The organism is Pseudomonas sp. UBT (assembly GCF_050915955.1).
Taxonomy (GTDB): Bacteria; Pseudomonadota; Gammaproteobacteria; order Pseudomonadales; family Pseudomonadaceae; genus Aquipseudomonas; species Aquipseudomonas antarctica_A.
Window position 1 is genome coordinate 612,291 of record NZ_CP168079.1, and the last position, 17,599, is coordinate 629,889.

Consider the following 17,599-nt stretch of genomic DNA (forward strand, 5'->3'; position numbering starts at 1 on the left):
CGCAACCTGAGCGTCGAATTTACCGATATAGAGGACTAGCAAAAGTGGTCATGAAAATCAGATTGTGCTGGTACGAAAAGAACAGTGATGACTTAAAACAAAATGAGTACTCAGCGGATATCCATGACGCAGACAGTTCTTTTGAAGCTCTGGGGTTGAGCGAAGAAACCGCAATATATGCCGGGGGTTTCAACGTTCTCCCTACCTGGATAACAATTCTCCGGCCACACTTCCAACATGAAATACAGCCCAACCTTTTCGACTACCAAATTTCCTTCCGCTACCAGGGCGCTTGGCCGCCCCCTCCAAAACAACCCCGTACAGAGTCTTGATGCAATGAAAAAGCCCCTCCTCTACCGCTCAGTCAATACCCGAACCCATGGCGTGCGCCACGGTAGCGGTTTCGCTTATCGCTATGAACGACATACAAAAAGTGCACAGCGTTCACTGTCCACCCGCGGTTCAATGCACAGCCGTCAACGACACGGTTTTGACTACACGCCGCTATTCCGATTTCTCCTGTCCAACGTTGGTCAGCCATGGGACAAGGTGTTCAGCGAAGCCAATGCTCGCCTGGATCGCCCGGAGCCCGTGTTCTGGATGGTTGCTCTGCATGAAAATGACAAAGACGACTATGTGCTATTGGGTGATTTCAGCTATTACAGCGGTTTGTGGGTCGACGCGGCAGGCCTGCTGCAAAAGGTTAACCCCCAATTGACGCCCGAACAGATGAAGCCCAGTTGTGACTGCTGCACCCACACGTTCAACGGTGTGGTATTCCCGCAGGCGCTTGCGCGCAAGCCGTGAAGCTCAGCCGCGCGCGCAAGCCGCCCTGCTGCAAATTTTGCAACGTCAACGCACTGCCGATCTTGCCCACGATCATCTCCACAATCGCCAACCCCAACCCCGCACCATTGGCGTTATCCCGGCTATAAAACCGCTCAAACAAACGCTCCATTTCCGCTTCATCAATCCCCGGGCCCTGGTCTTCCACGCTCAAGCAGTTAAGGCCAATCACCACTTTCACTTCGCTGCCCGCCGGGGAAAAATTCAGTGCATTGGTTACCAGGTTCTGTAGCGCAATGGCCAGGGCTACCGGCTCGGTTTGCACCCAACACTCTTCTTCGCCTTCGAGCACCAACTCCACACCTTTCTCCATGGCCAGCGGCGTCAATTCGGCCAGTTCTTCGCGCACCAGTTCCGTCAATTGCACAGGCTTGCGCACGGGGTTGCTCAGTTGCGGCTCGATACGCGCCATGGTCAGCAATTGACTGCCAATGCGTGTGGCGCGGTCCACGCCGTTGACCAGGAAGTCCAAGGCTTCGCGCCGTTGCGCTTCGGTCGCAGCACTTTGGGCGTTTTGTGCATGGATGCGCAGGATCGCCAATGGCGTGCGCAGTTCGTGGGCGGCGTCGGCGATGAAACGGCGTTCGCGCTCCAACAGGTCATCCATTTGCACCAACAGCCGGTTGAGCGCGGTTTGCATAGGCTCCAGATCAGTCGGCAACGGCTTGAGGTTCAGCGGTTGCAAGGTGTCGGTATTGCGCCCCCGAATCGACCTCACCATGGCGCGCAACGGGGTGAGCCCCCAGCCGATGGTCAGCCAGATCAATACGGTCAGCAGCGGCACGCCGATCAAGGTGGGCCAAAGGGTATGGCGCACAATGCGCTCGATCAGGTCCTGGCGAATGTCGTCGCGCTCGCCCACCCAGATCAGCAGTCCCTGTTGCGGGTCAGCGAGGAGGTAGGCGCACCAGTCATTATCGTTGTCCATGATGTCGTGGGCGCCGAGGGTGGCCGGCGGTGCAGTCAGCACGGGGGCTTCGGCGGAACGTACGAGCAATTGCCCGTCACTGCGCCACACCTGGAAGGTCAGGCGAGTTTCGTACGGGTGGGCCACGCCCTCCTCCCCCACTCGGCTCATGGCCTGGTCGAACGCCTGATATAAGCGGTCCCAGTCGGCTTCGCCGGGGTCGCGTTGGCGCAGCACACCTTGCAGCAGGCGCGCACTTTGGGCGAGTTGGGCGTCGTAGACTTCTTCGATTTCGTGGTGGCTGTCGCGCAGCACGAGCCAGCTGATCAGGGCATCACCGAGCAAAATAAACACCAGCACCGGAATGAGGATGCGCGCGCGAACCGAGGTCATGGTTTAAGCGCCAGCACATAGCCAACACCGCGCACGGTGCGGATCAGGTCGGTGGAGAGTTTTTTACGCAGGTTGTGGATAAGTACTTCGAGGGTGTTGCTCTCGACCCGGTCCTGCCAGCCATACAACGCCCGGGCGAGGCGCTCGCGGGTCACCACTTTGCCGGGGCGCACCATCAGTTGGTGCAGCAGCTGGTATTCCATCGGCGTGACGATGATCTCTTCATCCTGGTAACGCACTTGCTGGGTGGCCGGGTCGAGGCTGACGCCGGCATGTTCCAGCATCGGTTGCGCGCGGCCCTGGCTGCGGCGCAACAGGGCGCGCACGCGGGCTTTGAGTTCTTCGACGTCGAAGGGTTTGATCAGGTAGTCGTCGGCGCCCGCGTCCAGCCCGGCGATGCGTTCGGCGGTACCGTCGCGGGCGGTGAGGATCAGCACCGGCAGGTCATGCTGCCCGGCGCGCAGTTGCTGCAACAGGTCGAGGCCATCCAGGCGTGGCAGGCCGAGGTCGAGCAGCAGCAAATCGAAGCTTTCAGTGCGCAGCGCGTGCAAGGCGCTGAGGCCATCTTGCAGCCAATCCAGCGTGTAGCCTTCAGCGCTCAATGCCACGCGAATGCCCTGGCCAAGGGCACGATCATCTTCGACAAGGAGTAGGCGCATAACGAAATCTCTGTAGGAAACGGCGGAATCATGCCGGTTCTACGGTGGGTCATTCCGGGAAAGATGTTACGGCGCGTTGCCAACTAAGGTTGCACTAAGGTTGGTTTTGCACTGTGAAATCTCCCACATCTGCTGAGAGCTTTTTCATGCGCAAAATTCTCCTGCTGTCTCTGCTTATCGCCAGCCCAATGGCCCTCGCCGGCCCGCAGTGCACCACCGCCGAGCGTTCGCAATGGCAAGACGAAAAGGCCTTTCAGGACAAGCTCAAGGCCGACGGTTACACCATCAGCAAGTTCAAGGTCACTGACGGCAACTGCTACGAGATCTACGGCTTCGACAAGGACAAGCGCAAGGTCGAGATCTACCACGACCCGGTCACCGGCAAGGCCGTGAAGACTGAGATCAAGGGCTGATGCCAGGCGAATCCCTGCGCCTGTGGGACCCGCTGGTGAGGCTGTTTCATCTGTCTGTCGCCGGGGTCTTTATCGCCAATTACTTCTTTAACGAAGCGGGCGATGACTGGCATGTGTGGCTGGGCTACTACGCCATGGCCTGGCTGCTGGTGCGGTTGGTGTGGGGGTTTGTAGGGCCGCGCAGTGCGCGCTGGTCGGATTTCTGGCCATCGCCTGCGCGCCTCGGTAACCACGTGCGTAGGGTTTTCACCGGGCGAGCACTGCATCGCCTCGGCCATTCGCCCATCGGCGCGCTGGTGATGCTGTTGATGATGTCGGCGCTGCTGACCCTCGGTATCAGCGGCTTCCTGATGCAGGAAGTCGACGCGCTATGGGGCGCCGATTGGCCGCTGCAAGTCCACGAGACCGCCGCCAATGTGCTGCTGGCCCTGGTCTGTGTGCATGTACTGGCCGCCGTGTATGAAAGTCTCCAGGTGAAGGACAACCTGCCGTTATCCATGCTCACCGGTCGCAGGAAGCGCCTGCCGGATGATCGTGCGCAGTAATCCTTTTCTCTGACAGGTTCTCTATGCGCTCCGCCCTACTGATCTGCAGCCTGCTAGGGGTATTTATTGCCGCCTGGCTCAGCCATCCGCCGCACGTGCTCGCACCGTTTGCGCAAGCGAGCCCGAACACCGCCAAGGTCGCGACGGCGCCGCACTACACCAGCCGCTTCGTGTCCTCGCAACTCACCGACTTTGTGCACTCCTCGTCCGTCACCGCGCTGCCCGGCGGCGACTTGATGGCCGTGTGGTTTGCCGGTTCCCGCGAAGGCGCCGCCGATGTGCAGGTGCGCACCGCACGGTTTGATGCGCGCAGCGGCGAATGGGGCGCCGAGCATGTGCTGGCGACGCGGGAAAGCACGCGGGACGGCACTCAGCGTTACATCCGTAAACTGGGCAACCCGGTGATTGCGCTGGGGCCGGATAAACGCCTGTGGATGTTTTACGTGTCGGTGTCGGTCGGCGGCTGGGCCACCAGTGCGATCAACGTGATGGTCTCCGAGGACCTTGGCGCGAACTGGTCGGCACCTCGGCAATTGGTGACCTCGCCGTTCTTCAACATCAGCACGCTGGTACGCGCCGCGCCGGTGTTTCACGCCGACGGCTCGATCGGCCTGCCGGTGTATCACGAGTTCATGGGCAAGTTCGCCGAATACCTCTACTTGAGCGCGGACGGTGCGGTGATCGACAAATTCCGCATCAGCCGTGGCAAGCATTCCCTGCAACCGACCATCGTGCCGCAGGACGGCCAGCGCGCCGTGGCGATGTTGCGTTACGCCGGCGAAACCCATCACCGCGTGCTCGCCAGCCGCACCGAGGACGCCGGGCAAACCTGGAGCGAGCCGTACCCGCTGGAACCGGCCAACCCCAATTCATCGCTGGCGGCGGTGGGCACCGAAGACGACGGTTTGCTGGTCGCCCTCAACGACCTGCAGGACGGCCGCTTCAAGCTCAGCCTTTACGGCACCGACGCCAAGCTGAGCCAATGGCGCACGGTGGTGGAGCTGGACCAATCACCCGACCCGCTGGGCCAACCGTTTTCCCCCGAGGCCTATAAAGCGATCATCGGCGAAGGCTTTCGCGCGTCCAGCGGCGCCAAACGCCTGCCGCTGGAACAACGTTTCCTGAGCAATCTGGATTATCGCGTGTGCAAACCCCGTGGCTGCGATTTCGAGTACGAGTACCCGTATTTCAGCCGCAGCCCGGACGGCATGTATCACTTGGTGTACTCGTGGAATAACACCTTTATCAAACATGTCAGCTTCAACGAAGCCTGGCTGGCGGAGCGTCTGTGATGGTTTCTGTGTGGCAAGCCCATTTGAGTTTTGTGTTGCTGGGGTTTGTGGCGCTGTGTGCCCTGCGCTTTACCGCGCCGTGGCGGCCGTGGTTGCTGCCCGTGCTGGTGGTGGTGAGTTTTATCCCGGTGAATGAACTGCCCTTGGCGGCGTACGTACGCAGCTTTACCGATGACCTGGCGATCAGCACGTTGGTGTTGTTGGCGTGGGTGGGGCTGTGCCGGTTGGGCGTGGTGCAGCCGCTGGGCCGTCAACACTTGGTGCAATTGCTGGTGCTGTTTGGCGTGCTGAGCCTGCTGTTGTACCCGGCAACGATGGGCCTGACGTATTTCGACCCTTACCGCTGGGGCTTTAACCCTCGGCCGATGATTGTGCTGGTGGGGGCGGCGGCGCTGTTGATGCTGTGGCTGCGCAATGCATTGGCGGTGTGGATGTTGGCGATCGGCACCCTGGCGTTCGCGTTGCGGCTGAAGGCTTCGGAGAACTATTGGGATTACCTGGTTGATCCACTGTTGGCGGGCTACTGCGTAGTCGCAGGATTAATGCAATGCAAACTGTGGGAGCGGGCTTGCTCGCGAATGCGGCGTGTCAGGCAACAACTCTGGCACTGATACACCGCTTTCGGGAGCAAGCCCCCTCCCACATTTGATCGGCGTCGTTTTGAACATTGGGAAGGGTCAATGATGGGTGCGTTGCAATCACGCCGCCTGCGCTACGGCGTGGGCGCGATCGGGTTGGTGTTTGTGTTGCTGGCCGCGTTGCGGTTGGTGTTTTTAATCAGCTTTTCCGGCCTTGAGTTAAACACCCCGGCGCTGCTGGAAACCCTGGGCATCGGCCTGCGGTTCGACCTGCGTCTGGCGGTGTTGATCCTGTTGCCGCTGGCGCTGCTGGCCTGGTTCCCGCGCTGGAACCTCACGACCTCGTCCGCGCTGCGCTGGCTGGCGCGCGGCTATCTGGTGGTGGCGCTGGCCGGGGTCGGCCTGGTGTACATCATCGACTTCGGCCACTACGCCTACCTCGGTGTGCGTATCAACGCGACCGTATTGCGCTACCTGCAAGACGCACAGATTTCGCAACAGATGGTGTGGGAAACCTACCCGGTGCTGTGGATAACCGCCTGCTGGCTGGCGGCAGTCGCCATGTGGGTGTGGGCGTTGGTGTGCCTGGAGCGATTGACCCTGGACCGCGAACCCAACACCATCGGCAAATGGGCGGTGGCGTCTGTGGCCGTGGTCGGCGTTGTCGCCGTGCTGCTGGCGCTGCTCGGCCGCGTAGCCAACCTCAACCTGGAAAACCCGGTGCCGCTGCGCTGGAGCGATGCGTTCTTTTCCGGCAATAGCCAGGTCGCCGCCGTGGGCCTGAACCCGGTGCTGTTTTTATACGAGACACTCAAGGTCGGCCAAGCGCAATTCGATGAGGCCAAAGTGCGCGAGCACTACCCGCAGGTGGCCGCGTATTTGGGCGTTGATCAGCCCGATCCCAAGCAATTGAATTTCACCCGTGAGCAAGGCGTGCAGCCCTATCGCCTGCAAGGCGAGCGCCCGCCCAATGTGATCTTCGTGATGCTCGAATCCCTCGGCACCAGCGCCGTCGGCGCCTACGGCAACCCGCTGAACCCCACGCCGAACCTGGATAAACTGGCGACGCAAAGCTGGTTCTTCAAACACTTCTACGTGCCCGTCACCGGCACCGCCAAAACCGTCTGGGCGAGCATCACCGGCGTGCCCGATGTCACGCGCCAGGAGACCGCCACACGCAACCCGCTGATCACGCGGCAACACACGCTGATCAACGCGTTCGAGGGCTACCAGAAGTTCTACATGATCGGCGGCAACGCCGGTTGGGCGAATATCAATGCGTTGATCCGCCAGAGCATCGACGGCGTGCAGCTGTTTGACGAAAGCCACTGGCGCTCGCCACGGGTGGACGTGTGGGGCATCTCCGACCTGGACCTGTTCAAGGAAGGCGACTCACTGCTGCGCGCGGTGCCAAAAGACCAGCCTTTCTTCGCCTACGTGCAAACCTCCGGCAACCATCGCCCGTTTACCATCCCCAAGCAAAACGATGGCTTCCAACTCAATAACGTGACGCTGGAGCAAGCCCAGGCCGCCGGTTCACGCAGCGTCGAGCAATACAACGCGGTGCGCCTGCTGGATTACAACATCGGCCGCCTGATGGACATCGCCAAGGCCGGTGGCTGGTACGACAACAGCATTTTTGTGTTTTTCGGCGACCACAACACCCGCATCAGCCAGATCCCGCACATGGCGCCCGCCTTCGAGCAATTGGGCCTGGAAAGCAACAATGTGCCGCTGCTGATCCACGCCCCGGGCCTGCCACCGCGGGTGATTGAAGAAGCCGTGGGCCTGGCGGATTTGCTGCCGACAGTCGCCGGCATGGCGGGCATACCGTTTCGCAACGGCGCGATGGGCCGCGACATCCAGCAACCAGCGCCGGAAGGCGAACGCGTGGTGCCGCTGGTGCTGCATGAGGGCACGTTCCCGATTATCGGCGGCGTGACCAAGGACTTCCTGCTGCAGATGCAACATGACGGCAGCTCGCCGACCCTGCATGACCTGGCCTCGCAAACGCCGAGGGAGGATGTGGCCGAACAGCACCCTGAAGAGTTTCAACGCTTACAGGGGCTGACGCGCGGGCTGCATGAGAGTGCGCGGTTGATGTTGTTCAGGAACGTGCGCGAATGATTACTTGGGCTGGAAGGTTTCCAGGTACGCCAGGATGTTTTCAATTTTTTCCGGGTCGCTGATTCCCCAGAAGATCATGCGCGTGCCGCTGACCACCTTCTTCGGCGCCTCGATATAGGCGGCGAGTTTGTCGCGGGTCCAGACCACGCCGGAATTTTTCATCGCGTCGGAGTACTGATAGTCAGTGGTGGTGCCGGCGGGGCGGCCGATGATGCCGTTAAGCTCAGGCCCAAAACCGCCGCGTGCACCTTCGCCGATGCTGTGGCAGCCGCCGCAGGTCTTGGCGAAGAGCTTGCCGCCCGCCTCGGCGTCACCCGCCGCAAAGGCCGGGCCGGTGTTGAGGATCAGGGCGAGGGTCAACAAGGCGTACTTCATTTATGGCTCCACAGCGGGCAACGGTGAGTCGATTATGCCTGTATCAACCTTACTGTGCCGCTGCGGCCCACCACCGCGCAACCGCTCTAAAACGACCACCCATCGCCCCGCACATATCCAATCGAACCTATTCACGCCCGCCCCACTCCACCTTACTGAACCCTGATGGTGGAGTAAGGATCATGGCCCAGCCATCGATTTTAGTGCTGGAAGACGACGAGATTATTCGTTCGTTAATGGTCGACGTACTGGAGGATTTCGGGGCTCATGTCACCTCGTTTCCTTCGGCGGATGAAGGAATGATTTACCTGGAACGCGGCGACGACCCGGTAGACCTGATTGTCAGCGATATCCAAATGCCCGGCCTGCTCAACGGGTATGACCTGAGCAAGGTGGTGGCGCATCGTTGGCCATCAGTGCCGGTGGTGCTGACCTCCGGCAATACCAGACTGGCGGCGCAACTGGGCGGTTCCGTACGTTTTTTGCCCAAGCCGTGGAGTGCCGAACATTTGGTTGAGTGCGTGCAAAACGCACTGACCCAACAGGGTTCATCCCTGCATTGATAGCACCGCAATATCACCCAAACCGAACTTGATGCGCCGCCCTGTGGTCATTAATCACGCAAGGAGCGACTTTTCTGATCTGCCGGTCAGCCTTTTCGCCTACTGCGTGTAGTTGACGACAATGCGTTGTGTAGAATCGTCGCCATGTTACTCGCGTCATTCATGGCCGAAAGGCCCACAGTTCGAGCTCATTGAATGCATTTGCAGGCCCCTGACGTTGCTGCGCCCTCATTGCTGGAAGCGTTGCGCTCAGGCACCGGCCTGCTGCATGTAGCGCTGGAAAAACGCCTGCCGTTTTTCTCCGAACGTCTGGATGCCGACTGGTACCAACGCCTGCTTCAGGCGTACTACGGCTTTTATGGGCCGATGGAAGCGGCATTGTATGACAGTGGTTTGATCCCCGATGGTTTCGATACTGCGTTGCGGGTGAAAACACCAACATTGCTGTGCGATCTCTACGCTCTTGGCCTGACTGGCGCCGACGTCAGCGCCCTCCCCCGTTGCAGTCAACGCCCAACGTTCGATAACCCCGCCGCCTGCCTCGGTGCTTTGTACGTACTGGAAGGTGCGACCCTGGGCGGCCAGGTATTGCGCCGAGAAATGGGCAAGCGCCTGGATATCGATGCGGATAACGGTGGCGCGTTTCTCAACGTCTACGGCGCCGAGACCGGTCGGCGCTGGAAAGACTTTCTCGATTACCTGAGCGGTCAGTCACTGGATGCGCCAGCCAAACAGCGCGCAGTGGAGGCGGCCTGTTCGACATTCAGCGGCTTTGAGCAATGGCTCGCCAGCCAGGAAGTACTGCTATGAAACCTGAAGATTTTGAAGAACTGCTTGCCAACTGCGCCGACGAACCCATCCGCACCCCGGGGGCGATTCAGCCCCACGGTGTGTTGCTGACACTGTCGGAGCCAGGCCTGAACATCATCCAGGTCAGCGCCAACGTAGGCGTATTGTTCGGCCACGCGCCAGAGTCGCTGTTGTGCCAACCGCTGCACACCTTGATTGGCGCAGAACATGCCCAAACCGTACAAGCCATGGCTGAACACAGCACGTTTTTCGAAGCACCCGCGCTGCATGTCACCTTCAACGGTGCGCAATTTGAGGGCCTGCTGCATCGCCATAACGACGTGCTGATACTGGAATTCGAACCGCGCCTCGACGATTTCAAACCCCGCGCCCTGAATGGCCGCACCAGCAACTTGGGCAAAATGCTGCAACGCCTGCAGTCGGCGAAAACCCTGCAAGCGCTGTACGAAATCAGCGTGAATGAAATCCAGGCCATCACCGGTTACGACCGGGTGCTGATCTATCGCTTTGAAGATGAAGGCCATGGCCAGGTCATCGCTGAAGCGTCGGCGCCATCCATGGAGCTGTTCAACGGTCTGTTCTTCCCCGCATCCGACATCCCCGAGCAGGCCCGCGAGCTGTACCGCACCAACTGGCTACGCATCATCCCGAATGCCGCCTACGAGCCGGTGCCGCTGCTGCCCAAGCTGCGCCCGGACACTGGCCAGCCGCTCGATTTGAGCTTTGCCACCCTGCGCAGCGTGTCGCCAATTCACTGCCAGTACATGCAAAACATGGGCGTGCTGTCGTCCATGAGCATCTCCTTGATGGCGGGTGACAAGCTCTGGGGCCTGATCAGTTGCGGCAACCGCGAGCCGCTGTTGGTGCCCAATGATCTGCGCATCACCTGCCAAACCATCGGCCAGGTGCTGTCGTTGCAGATCAGCGCCATGGAAGCCCTGGACGTGAGCCGTCAGCGCGATGAGAAAGTCGAGGCACTGGCCCTGCTTGACCGGGCGATGAAAGCCTCTGAGCAAAATGTGTTCGATGCCCTGGCCCAGCAGCCGCAGGTGCTGATGGAACTGACGCTGTCGGGTGGCGTGGCGATCATCGAAGACAAGCAGCTGCATCGTTACGGCAATTGCCCTGAGCCGGAGCAGATTCGCGCTTTACACAAATGGCTGCAAGCAAGCGGCCAACCGGTGTTTGCCAGCCATAAGCTGGCGTCGGTGTACCCGCCCGCCGCCGAGTATCAGCAAGTGGCCAGCGGCGTCCTGGCCATGAGCCTGCCCAAGCCGGTGGACAATGGCGTGCTGTGGTTTCGCCCGGATGTGAAAGAGAGCATCAACTGGAGCGGCAACCCGAACAAGCCGCTGAACCTGGAAAACTCCGACGCTGGCTTGCATCTTCGCCCACGCACCTCGTTTGAAATCTGGAAAGTGGAAATGGCCGGCATCTCCACCAAGTGGAGCCATGGCGACCTGTTTGCGGCCAACGACCTGCGCCGTTCCGCCCTGGAAAATGACCTCGCGCGCCAAGTGTTGCGTGAGCAGCAAGCGGTGCGTGCGCGTGATGAACTGGTGGCGGTGGTGTCCCACGATTTGCGCAACCCGATGACCGTTATCTCGATGCTCTGCGGCATGATGCAAAAGACCTTCAGCTCCGACGGCCCACATACTTCGCGGCGGATTTCCAAGGCCATCGACACCATGCAACAAGCTGCCGGGCGCATGAATGTGCTGCTGGAGGACTTGCTCGACACTTCGAAAATCGAGGCCGGGCGTTATGTGGTTAAGCCGGTGGTGTTGGACGTCAGCCAGATGTTTGAAGAAGCCTATGCCTTGCTCGCGCCGCTGGCGATGGAAAAAGGCATCGACCTGTCGTTCAACACAGCGCCGGGCCTGCAGATCAACGGCGACCCGGAGCGCCTGTTCCAAGTGCTGTCGAACCTGATCGGCAATGCCATCAAGTTCACCCCGCGCTTGGGCAACATCAACGTCAGCGCCGCGAGCAACGGCGAAGAAATCGTGTTTTCGGTGCGCGATTCCGGCGAAGGCATTGCGCCTGAACAGTTGCCGCAGGTGTTTGATCGTTATTGGACCCAGACCGAAAACAACCCCACCGGCAGCGGGCTGGGGCTGTACATCACCCAGGGCATCGTTCAGGCCCACGGGGGGCGGATCGAAGCTGAAAGTGAGTTGGGGCGGGGCAGTGAGTTCAGGTTTACGGTGCCTAAGGCGGACTGAAACGCCCTCGGCCCTCTGACAAAACACGCGGACACCATTGGCCGGGAACGTAGACACCGGCCAATACCACTGACTCAGTGCGCACTCAAAGGGAATATTGATGCGATCAGCGATCCTTCAATTGAGCAAGAGGTCTACCCATGATTATTGGTAACACGTTCCACACCTATAGCCTCAACCACGCCATACAACCCGTCCAGCCCCCCCGTCAAACCGGCGGAAAAACCCTCGACCGGCGACGGCAACCTGTCGGGGCAAACGCAGCAGCAGCAGCAGCAGCACTCAAATCAATCTGCTCTGGATTCCCTCGGACACGGCCGGCTGCTTTGACGCAACAACGCCGCTCAGCGGGCACGCCGCGTTGCCTGCGCGTCCGCGCCGCTATAAAAAGCACGCCAAGAAGAGTTGGATCGGGCGTATGCGAGGCGAGATCGAATACGCCAACGCGCAGGTGCGTGCCAAGGTTGAGCATCCGTTTCGTGTGATCAAGCGCCAGTTCGGCGACGCGAAAGTACGCTTTGGAGGTCTGTCTAAAAACATCGCGCAGCAGACGACGTTGTTCGCGTTGTCGAATCTGTGGAGGGTGCGAAAGCGGTTGATGGGTCGGGGCGAAGTGCGTCTGTAATACAGGCTGATCGCCCTGAAGCCGCGCGATTAGAGGAAAGAACCATGAGTTAAGGACAGGAAAGGCCTGTTTTCGACCGAAGTCTTTTTTACCTCAAGTAGCGAGGGCATGAAAAATCGGCGGGTACTTCAGTACTTTCCCTAGGCCTGAAGCGTTTTCCAAAGTAATGTCCCACCGCCCTCTTTCTAAGGTACTTAAGTACGGCATGCTGCTAATGAGACCAACTCACAGGCTGCATCGGGAAGTTCATATCGATTTGCCATCGTGGCCTCCTGGCTGTGATGGCGGGAATTCTACAGAAATCGATATTTCAGGAGGGATTTCGTACAGAACCTAATACAGGAGGCAAACAGACAAGTTTACATATATTGCAAAATGCACCTATACTAAACCGCACTCATTGAATAATGGCAGCATGGTTATATGGAGCACTATTTTTCATGGAGAAGACAGCTTGATCACGGCATCAAGAGTTCACAGAGCCTGGAAGAACTCATTGAATTATCCGCCCTCTTTACCCGCCAAATAAATTTTGATTTCTTTGCTTATTCCATCTGTGAGCCCACACCCTTTACACGCCCCCGGACACATATTTTTGGCAACTACCCTGCCCTGTGGCTAAAGCGCTACAAAGAAAAAAACTACGCAATGATTGACCCGACTGTCCACCATTGCAAATGCTCTATCGAACCTCTGCGCTGGAGTAAAGAGTTATTTGAAGGTTGCCCCCAGCTGTGGTTAGAGGCCAGCGGCCACCATTTGAATAATGGTGTAGTACAGCCTTCTTTCAATACCCGCGGCAGTGTCGGACTGCTTTCTTTGTCCAGGGAAAACAACCCAATTGACGATGACGAACTTGAAGCGTTGAAACCTTTGATCAAGGCTTTCGCCGAGACCATGGGTTGCCGGATTTTCGAACTTGATGACACACTTCTCACGGCACCGGATATCGAGTTCAGGGAAAAAGAGAAAGAAGTCTTGAGGTGGACCGCTGATGGTAAAACCTCAGAAGAAATAGGTCGCATACTGAGCGTTACCGCGGACGCGGTGAACTTCCACCTGCGTAATATCCAAAAGAAGATCGGCGCCTGTAATCGGGTTCAAGCTGTGACCTATGCGGTTGCGCAAGGCCATATATAGGCCAGCGAAAAGCGAATATCCCACACCCACCTCGTCGCTGCCGACTGCGACGAGGCGCGAAGCGCTCAGGCAATCAAGTCGATGGCAGCCTGGGCATATAGCCACCGCACGACACCGAGGATCTCCTCGTCGCCGTATTGCCCACGCAGTACCTGCGCCATCGCCAGAGGATCGGCCCGCTGCAACAGCTCGACCAGGACACGAACCGCCTGGAATTGCTTTACACGCAGCATCGCCCCACCAGCGAACAAAAGCCCTGCCTCCTCGTCCAGTGCCAGCAAAAAGATCGGGCTGTCGACCCTTGCACCGACGATCAGATCTGGCCAATACAACGTGTCAGGACGATCCAAGGTACGATCACGGATAATACCGTTGGCAGACAATTTGAGCAGCATCTGGATCTTGCTGTTATCGCGGATCGTGTCGACAAACCGTACTGCTTGCACAGGCAGTTCAACCTCGGCAAGCGACTCGAATACCATGCTGGGCCGTTGCTTGATAGCGCCCATCGAAGCGCTGCCCGCCTTGGAGGCCATCGAGGCTTTAATCGGATTTTCGCAGAACCCTTGGGCCGTGCCATGGCTGAACATGCCCACCGATAAGGTCAGGGTCGTTTCCAACTCCTCCAGTTTGTTGTAATGCCACCAACCGGCGGGAATGAAGAAAATCTCGCCCGCTGCTACTTCGTAAATAACCGCATCATCCGCGTAGGGGCCGACATCAATGTGCCCAAAGCAGACGCCGTTGAGCGCGGACTTTTTCTCCAGCGCCATGCTGTCGAAATAGGCTGGCGGCCATATCATCATGCGTTTGCGGCCATACAACGCAAACAGAAAGGTGTCGCAGGAATCGTTATGCAGGCCTATCCAGGTCGAGCGATACCTACCACCAATGAATACCGCGTTGGCGCCGGGATACGGCATGCCATAACGCTCAATGTAGCCATGGGTGAACGCGCGTAGTTTGGTGGCCACGGTACTGGAGTGCTTCAGGCAATAGTCACGCGTGAACGTTATTCCTTCGGCGTCGTTGAGCGCGGCGAAGTCCCTGACAAACTGTTCGAACCCTCCAAAGTGCTCTGGAAAAGCCGGCACCGTCGGTTGGTCAAGCATCTTGCCGTCAGCGTTGACGGTCAGGTCACCCGATTCAACGACGTTTCTTGCCAACTGAAAAACGTCCTGCAAGGTCAACAATGGCTCGATAAGTGCGCCGTTTTCAATCACTACCGGTTGCGACTTATTGTTTGAGAGGCTGACAAACCGATCCCAAAAAGAAGCGGGAACCACAGGTGTGTTTTTTTCGGTGAAGCGTGCAGTGGTCGTGGCTGTCATCGTTCATTACCTTCAATCCGGAAAAGCATCAGGGTAAAAGTCCTTATAAGCGTTCTTTATCTGCTCATCACTCAGGCCTAAAACCCGCACCAGCACAGCACTGAACATGCAGGGCACCGCCGCCAGGACAATGAGCAGACCCAGGATCGCCATGGCGTAACTCACGCCCAGGGTCCCGGAAAACGCCCCGCCGACCAGGGCTCCAAAAGGGATGACCATACCGGAAATGAACGAGGTCGCCGATCCGATCCGGTTTCTGTAGTTGTCGGGCGTGGCCAACATACGCACCGTGGACGTATTGACTGTGACCATCACCAGGCCCACACCGCCAATAAACAGCAGCGGCACCGTTACGCTGGCAAACCACCACGGTTGGGTATGGAAGAAGTGACTGAAGATCCCGCAACTGAACATGGCCAGTCCCAGCAGCAGGAACCCCGCGAACACCACGTTCGGCCGGCCCCAGCGCTGATTGGCGCGCTTGACCAAAAACAGGCTGCCCACCAGAAGACCTAGCGCAAACGCCCCCTCAGTGACCGCGATCAACCATAAGTCTGCGGGGAAATAGCGATTGATCAAAACAGGGAATAACACCGCGAACAGGGGATACAGCGAAAAGTTAACGACGAACGCTAACAAGCTAAGGTTCCATTCGGGTTTCACCCGATAGAGCGCTGTAAACCCTTCGTGGGTGCGTTTATACCAAGTAGCCAGATAGGAAGCCTGCCGCACGCCAGGTGTATGGGTGGCGGGCGACGCCCTGACGACCACAATCAACACTAGCGCAATCACCACAGCCAGCGCATTGAGCCACAGGGTGCCCAACACCCCCAAGGGGCCCAATAGGATGCCGGCGGCAAGAGGCCCCATCAGGGCAGACGACGAGCCGACAATACTCCTCAGGCGCACGGCGTCGCTGACCCGCTCGGAAGCGACCAAGGCGGGCGTCAGGCTCATCTGGATCGGATCACGAATACCGATGCTGATACCGGAAACAGCCAGGCATACGCCAATCAACAGAGGCTGGTAGAAATCCATCGAACTCAGACTCGCCAACACTAGCGTCGCTACCGCACTGGTTGCGTAACAGCCGACCAGCAAGCGGTGACGATCGTATTGATCGCCCAGCCAGCCAAACGCCGCCCGGGACAGCACATCCGCCAAGGTTGCAACCGCAACGAAGGTGGAAAAGACCAGCGGGTCACCGATCTTGCCCAGTACCCACCAGGCGATTGCAAACTGCCCGCAACGCGCGCCCACGGCGTTTAAAAACGCGGCGACCTGGATCAGGTAAAAGTCGCGCCCCAATCCTTTCAGCGACGATTTACTCATGGCAGCCCCTGGCAAGTATTCAAACGCTCTTGGCAACCGGCCGCGACATAGGCATCCAGGCCTCCGGTCAACGTGCGGCAACGCCCCTCACCGACGATGGCATTGATCGCGTGTAACGCTTTCAAGCTGCGTACGCCACTTTTGCAGTAGACCACGGTGTCGGTGGTGACCACCGTTTGGGGCAGGCGTCGGGACAGCTCGCCTAATGGAATATTGATCCCACCCAGCGAAACCGCCCGATGTTCGTCACCGTCCCGTACATCAATCAGTTGCAACGGCTCGCCATTGCGTAAGCGCTCCTCCAGCGCCTGGGGCGAAATGCAATACTGCTCGCCGACCGCTACCGCGCAACGCACCTCGATGACCTGGGGATGGTGAATGGACGGTTGATCGCCACTGAGGGGGTTACTGGCGCGGTGGCGTATCGTGACATTGCGCACCTGCATGCCCAAGGCATCAAACAGTGTCATCCGGTTGGCCAAGGGCTCTCCCAGACCGGTCAGGATCTTGATCGCTTCGAGCGCCTGAATCGACCCTACAATGCCCGGCAAGACGCCCAGCACTCCGGCCTCACCGCAGTTCTGGGACAGGCCTGCCGGGGGAGGTTCGGGGAAAATATCGCGCAGGTTGGCAGAGCGCCGACCACTCGCGTCGAGCAGATTGAATACTGCGATTTGCCCCTCGAACTGACTGATCGAGGCATAGATCAACGGCTTGCCTGCGAGGTGGCACGCATCATTCAACAGGTACTTGGTAGCGAAATTGTCAGTCGCATCGAGAATTACATCGTAGCGTTGCATGTAAGCCAGGACGTTGCTCTCATCGATCCGCAGGTTGAAGTGTTCGATGTCGACATAAGGGTTGTTGGCGAGCAGCTTTTGCCGCGCCACAGCGCCTTTGGGTTGACCGATATCGTTAACCCCAAATAGCAACTGGCGGTGCAAGTTGCTGACGTCTACGGTGTCATCTTCCACGATACCGATATTGCCGACTCCCGCAGCGGCCAGGTACATCAGGGCTGGGCAACCCAAACCACCGGCCCCGACTACCAGCACTTTACCGGCCTTAAGTCGGGCCTGGCCTTCGGTACCGAAATCTTTGATCAGAACGTGCCTGGCGTAGTGGACCTTTTCATCATGGCTGAACAGTTCGTCATCCATATCAGCCTCCCGCGACCGCGCTGATGATCAGTGCAGTGGAATGAGCCGTGAGCGGAATATCCTGCCAACGTTCTTCATCAGAATAAGGAATGTCGTCGATGACCAGGCTGACAAAAGGTTTCAGCCGGTACTCGCTTTGCACAATAGCGCTGAACAACAGCGGCTCGCCCGCCCACAGTCCCTCCAACAGTTGTTGAGCATTCGAGCAAGGCAACGTCCAGGACTTACGGCCATTGGTAAGTTCCGAGAACTGGCTGGCGATTATGATTTGCGTCATG

18 protein-coding genes and 1 pseudogene are annotated in these 17,599 nt (G+C 58.7%); 12 read left to right on the forward strand and 7 right to left on the reverse strand.

Annotated features, from left to right (window positions below; genetic code table 11):
- Positions 1 to 50 precede the first annotated feature (50 nt).
- Positions 51 to 332 carry a colicin E3-like toxin immunity protein gene (locus ACDZ94_RS02855; RefSeq protein WP_432751049.1) on the forward strand — a complete coding sequence of 94 codons (282 nt, stop codon included), beginning with the start codon at positions 51 to 53 and terminating at the stop codon, positions 330 to 332.
- 4 nt (positions 333 to 336) lie between these two features.
- Positions 337 to 807 (forward strand): hypothetical protein, encoded by a 471-nt coding sequence (locus ACDZ94_RS02860; protein ID WP_221295612.1) that lies wholly within the window; start codon positions 337 to 339, stop codon positions 805 to 807.
- Here the strand turns inward: ACDZ94_RS02860 and ACDZ94_RS02865 are convergent.
- Complete coding sequence (locus ACDZ94_RS02865) at positions 764 to 2,146, reverse strand: ATP-binding protein (protein WP_407016195.1); 1,383 nt, start codon at positions 2,144 to 2,146, stop codon at positions 764 to 766. The two genes, ACDZ94_RS02860 and ACDZ94_RS02865, sit on opposite strands and share 44 nt — an antisense overlap.
- Entirely contained in the window at positions 2,143 to 2,805 is a 663-nt protein-coding gene (locus tag ACDZ94_RS02870) for a response regulator (RefSeq protein WP_259763449.1), read from the reverse strand. Before ACDZ94_RS02870 ends, ACDZ94_RS02865 begins: the two co-directional genes overlap by 4 nt.
- A 146-nt stretch (positions 2,806 to 2,951) precedes the next feature.
- On the opposite strand from ACDZ94_RS02870, the gene ACDZ94_RS02875 reads away from it, so the two are divergent.
- From ACDZ94_RS02875 to ACDZ94_RS02895, 5 genes are all read left to right on the forward strand, one after another.
- Entirely contained in the window at positions 2,952 to 3,218 is a 267-nt protein-coding gene (locus ACDZ94_RS02875; RefSeq protein WP_053257899.1) for a PepSY domain-containing protein, read from the forward strand.
- Complete coding sequence (locus tag ACDZ94_RS02880; protein ID WP_221295613.1) at positions 3,218 to 3,763, forward strand: cytochrome b/b6 domain-containing protein; 546 nt, start codon at positions 3,218 to 3,220, stop codon at positions 3,761 to 3,763. Before ACDZ94_RS02875 ends, ACDZ94_RS02880 begins: the two co-directional genes overlap by 1 nt.
- A 23-nt stretch (positions 3,764 to 3,786) precedes the next feature.
- A complete protein-coding gene (locus tag ACDZ94_RS02885) occupies positions 3,787 to 5,055 on the forward strand; it encodes a sialidase family protein (protein ID WP_064454061.1) in 1,269 nt (422 codons plus the stop codon).
- On the forward strand, positions 5,055 to 5,666 hold the full coding sequence (locus tag ACDZ94_RS02890) for a hypothetical protein (protein WP_064454062.1): 612 nt from the start codon (positions 5,055 to 5,057) through the stop codon (positions 5,664 to 5,666). Before ACDZ94_RS02885 ends, ACDZ94_RS02890 begins: the two co-directional genes overlap by 1 nt.
- 72 nt (positions 5,667 to 5,738) lie before the next feature.
- Positions 5,739 to 7,760, forward strand: coding sequence for an LTA synthase family protein (locus ACDZ94_RS02895; RefSeq protein ID WP_432751050.1), 2,022 nt, complete (start codon positions 5,739 to 5,741; stop codon positions 7,758 to 7,760).
- On the opposite strand, the gene ACDZ94_RS02900 is transcribed toward ACDZ94_RS02895, so the two are convergent.
- Positions 7,761 to 8,135 (reverse strand): c-type cytochrome, encoded by a 375-nt coding sequence (locus tag ACDZ94_RS02900; RefSeq protein WP_064454063.1) that lies wholly within the window; start codon positions 8,133 to 8,135, stop codon positions 7,761 to 7,763.
- 182 nt (positions 8,136 to 8,317) lie between these two features.
- Here ACDZ94_RS02900 and ACDZ94_RS02905 point away from each other — a divergent pair, with 182 nt between their 5' ends.
- From ACDZ94_RS02905 to ACDZ94_RS02925, 5 genes and pseudogenes are all read left to right on the forward strand, one after another.
- Positions 8,318 to 8,698, forward strand: a complete 381-nt coding sequence (locus ACDZ94_RS02905) for a response regulator (RefSeq protein WP_064454064.1) — start codon at positions 8,318 to 8,320, stop codon at positions 8,696 to 8,698.
- Between the two features lie 195 nt (positions 8,699 to 8,893).
- Entirely contained in the window at positions 8,894 to 9,508 is a 615-nt protein-coding gene (locus ACDZ94_RS02910) for a biliverdin-producing heme oxygenase (protein WP_064454065.1), read from the forward strand.
- Positions 9,505 to 11,733 carry an ATP-binding protein gene (locus ACDZ94_RS02915; RefSeq protein ID WP_432751051.1) on the forward strand — a complete coding sequence of 743 codons (2,229 nt, stop codon included), beginning with the start codon at positions 9,505 to 9,507 and terminating at the stop codon, positions 11,731 to 11,733. The genes ACDZ94_RS02910 and ACDZ94_RS02915 overlap by 4 nt, the downstream gene beginning before the upstream one ends.
- 361 nt (positions 11,734 to 12,094) lie before the next feature.
- Positions 12,095 to 12,358: pseudogene (locus tag ACDZ94_RS02920) on the forward strand (IS5/IS1182 family transposase); the annotation flags it as partial.
- Between the two features lie 423 nt (positions 12,359 to 12,781).
- The gene (locus tag ACDZ94_RS02925) at positions 12,782 to 13,498 is read left to right on the forward strand and encodes an autoinducer binding domain-containing protein (protein WP_407016192.1); all 717 of its coding nucleotides are present in this window, start codon (positions 12,782 to 12,784) and stop codon (positions 13,496 to 13,498) included.
- Positions 13,499 to 13,563: 65 nt separating this feature from the next.
- Here the strand turns inward: ACDZ94_RS02925 and ACDZ94_RS02930 are convergent, their stop codons facing one another.
- From ACDZ94_RS02930 to ACDZ94_RS02945, 4 genes are read right to left on the reverse strand one after another with little or no spacing between them, the layout of a single operon-like run.
- Entirely contained in the window at positions 13,564 to 14,829 is a 1,266-nt protein-coding gene (locus ACDZ94_RS02930) for a cupin-like domain-containing protein (RefSeq protein WP_432751052.1), read from the reverse strand.
- 12 nt (positions 14,830 to 14,841) lie between these two features.
- Positions 14,842 to 16,161: an MFS transporter gene (locus ACDZ94_RS02935; RefSeq protein WP_407016190.1), complete on the reverse strand. Its 1,320-nt coding sequence runs from the start codon at positions 16,159 to 16,161 to the stop codon at positions 14,842 to 14,844.
- Entirely contained in the window at positions 16,158 to 17,321 is a 1,164-nt protein-coding gene (moeB, locus tag ACDZ94_RS02940; RefSeq protein WP_432751053.1) for a molybdopterin-synthase adenylyltransferase MoeB, read from the reverse strand. The genes ACDZ94_RS02935 and moeB overlap by 4 nt, the downstream gene beginning before the upstream one ends.
- Before the next feature lies 1 nt (position 17,322).
- Positions 17,323 to 17,598, reverse strand: a complete 276-nt coding sequence (locus ACDZ94_RS02945; RefSeq protein ID WP_407016188.1) for a hypothetical protein — start codon at positions 17,596 to 17,598, stop codon at positions 17,323 to 17,325.
- Position 17,599: the final 1 nt, after the last annotated feature.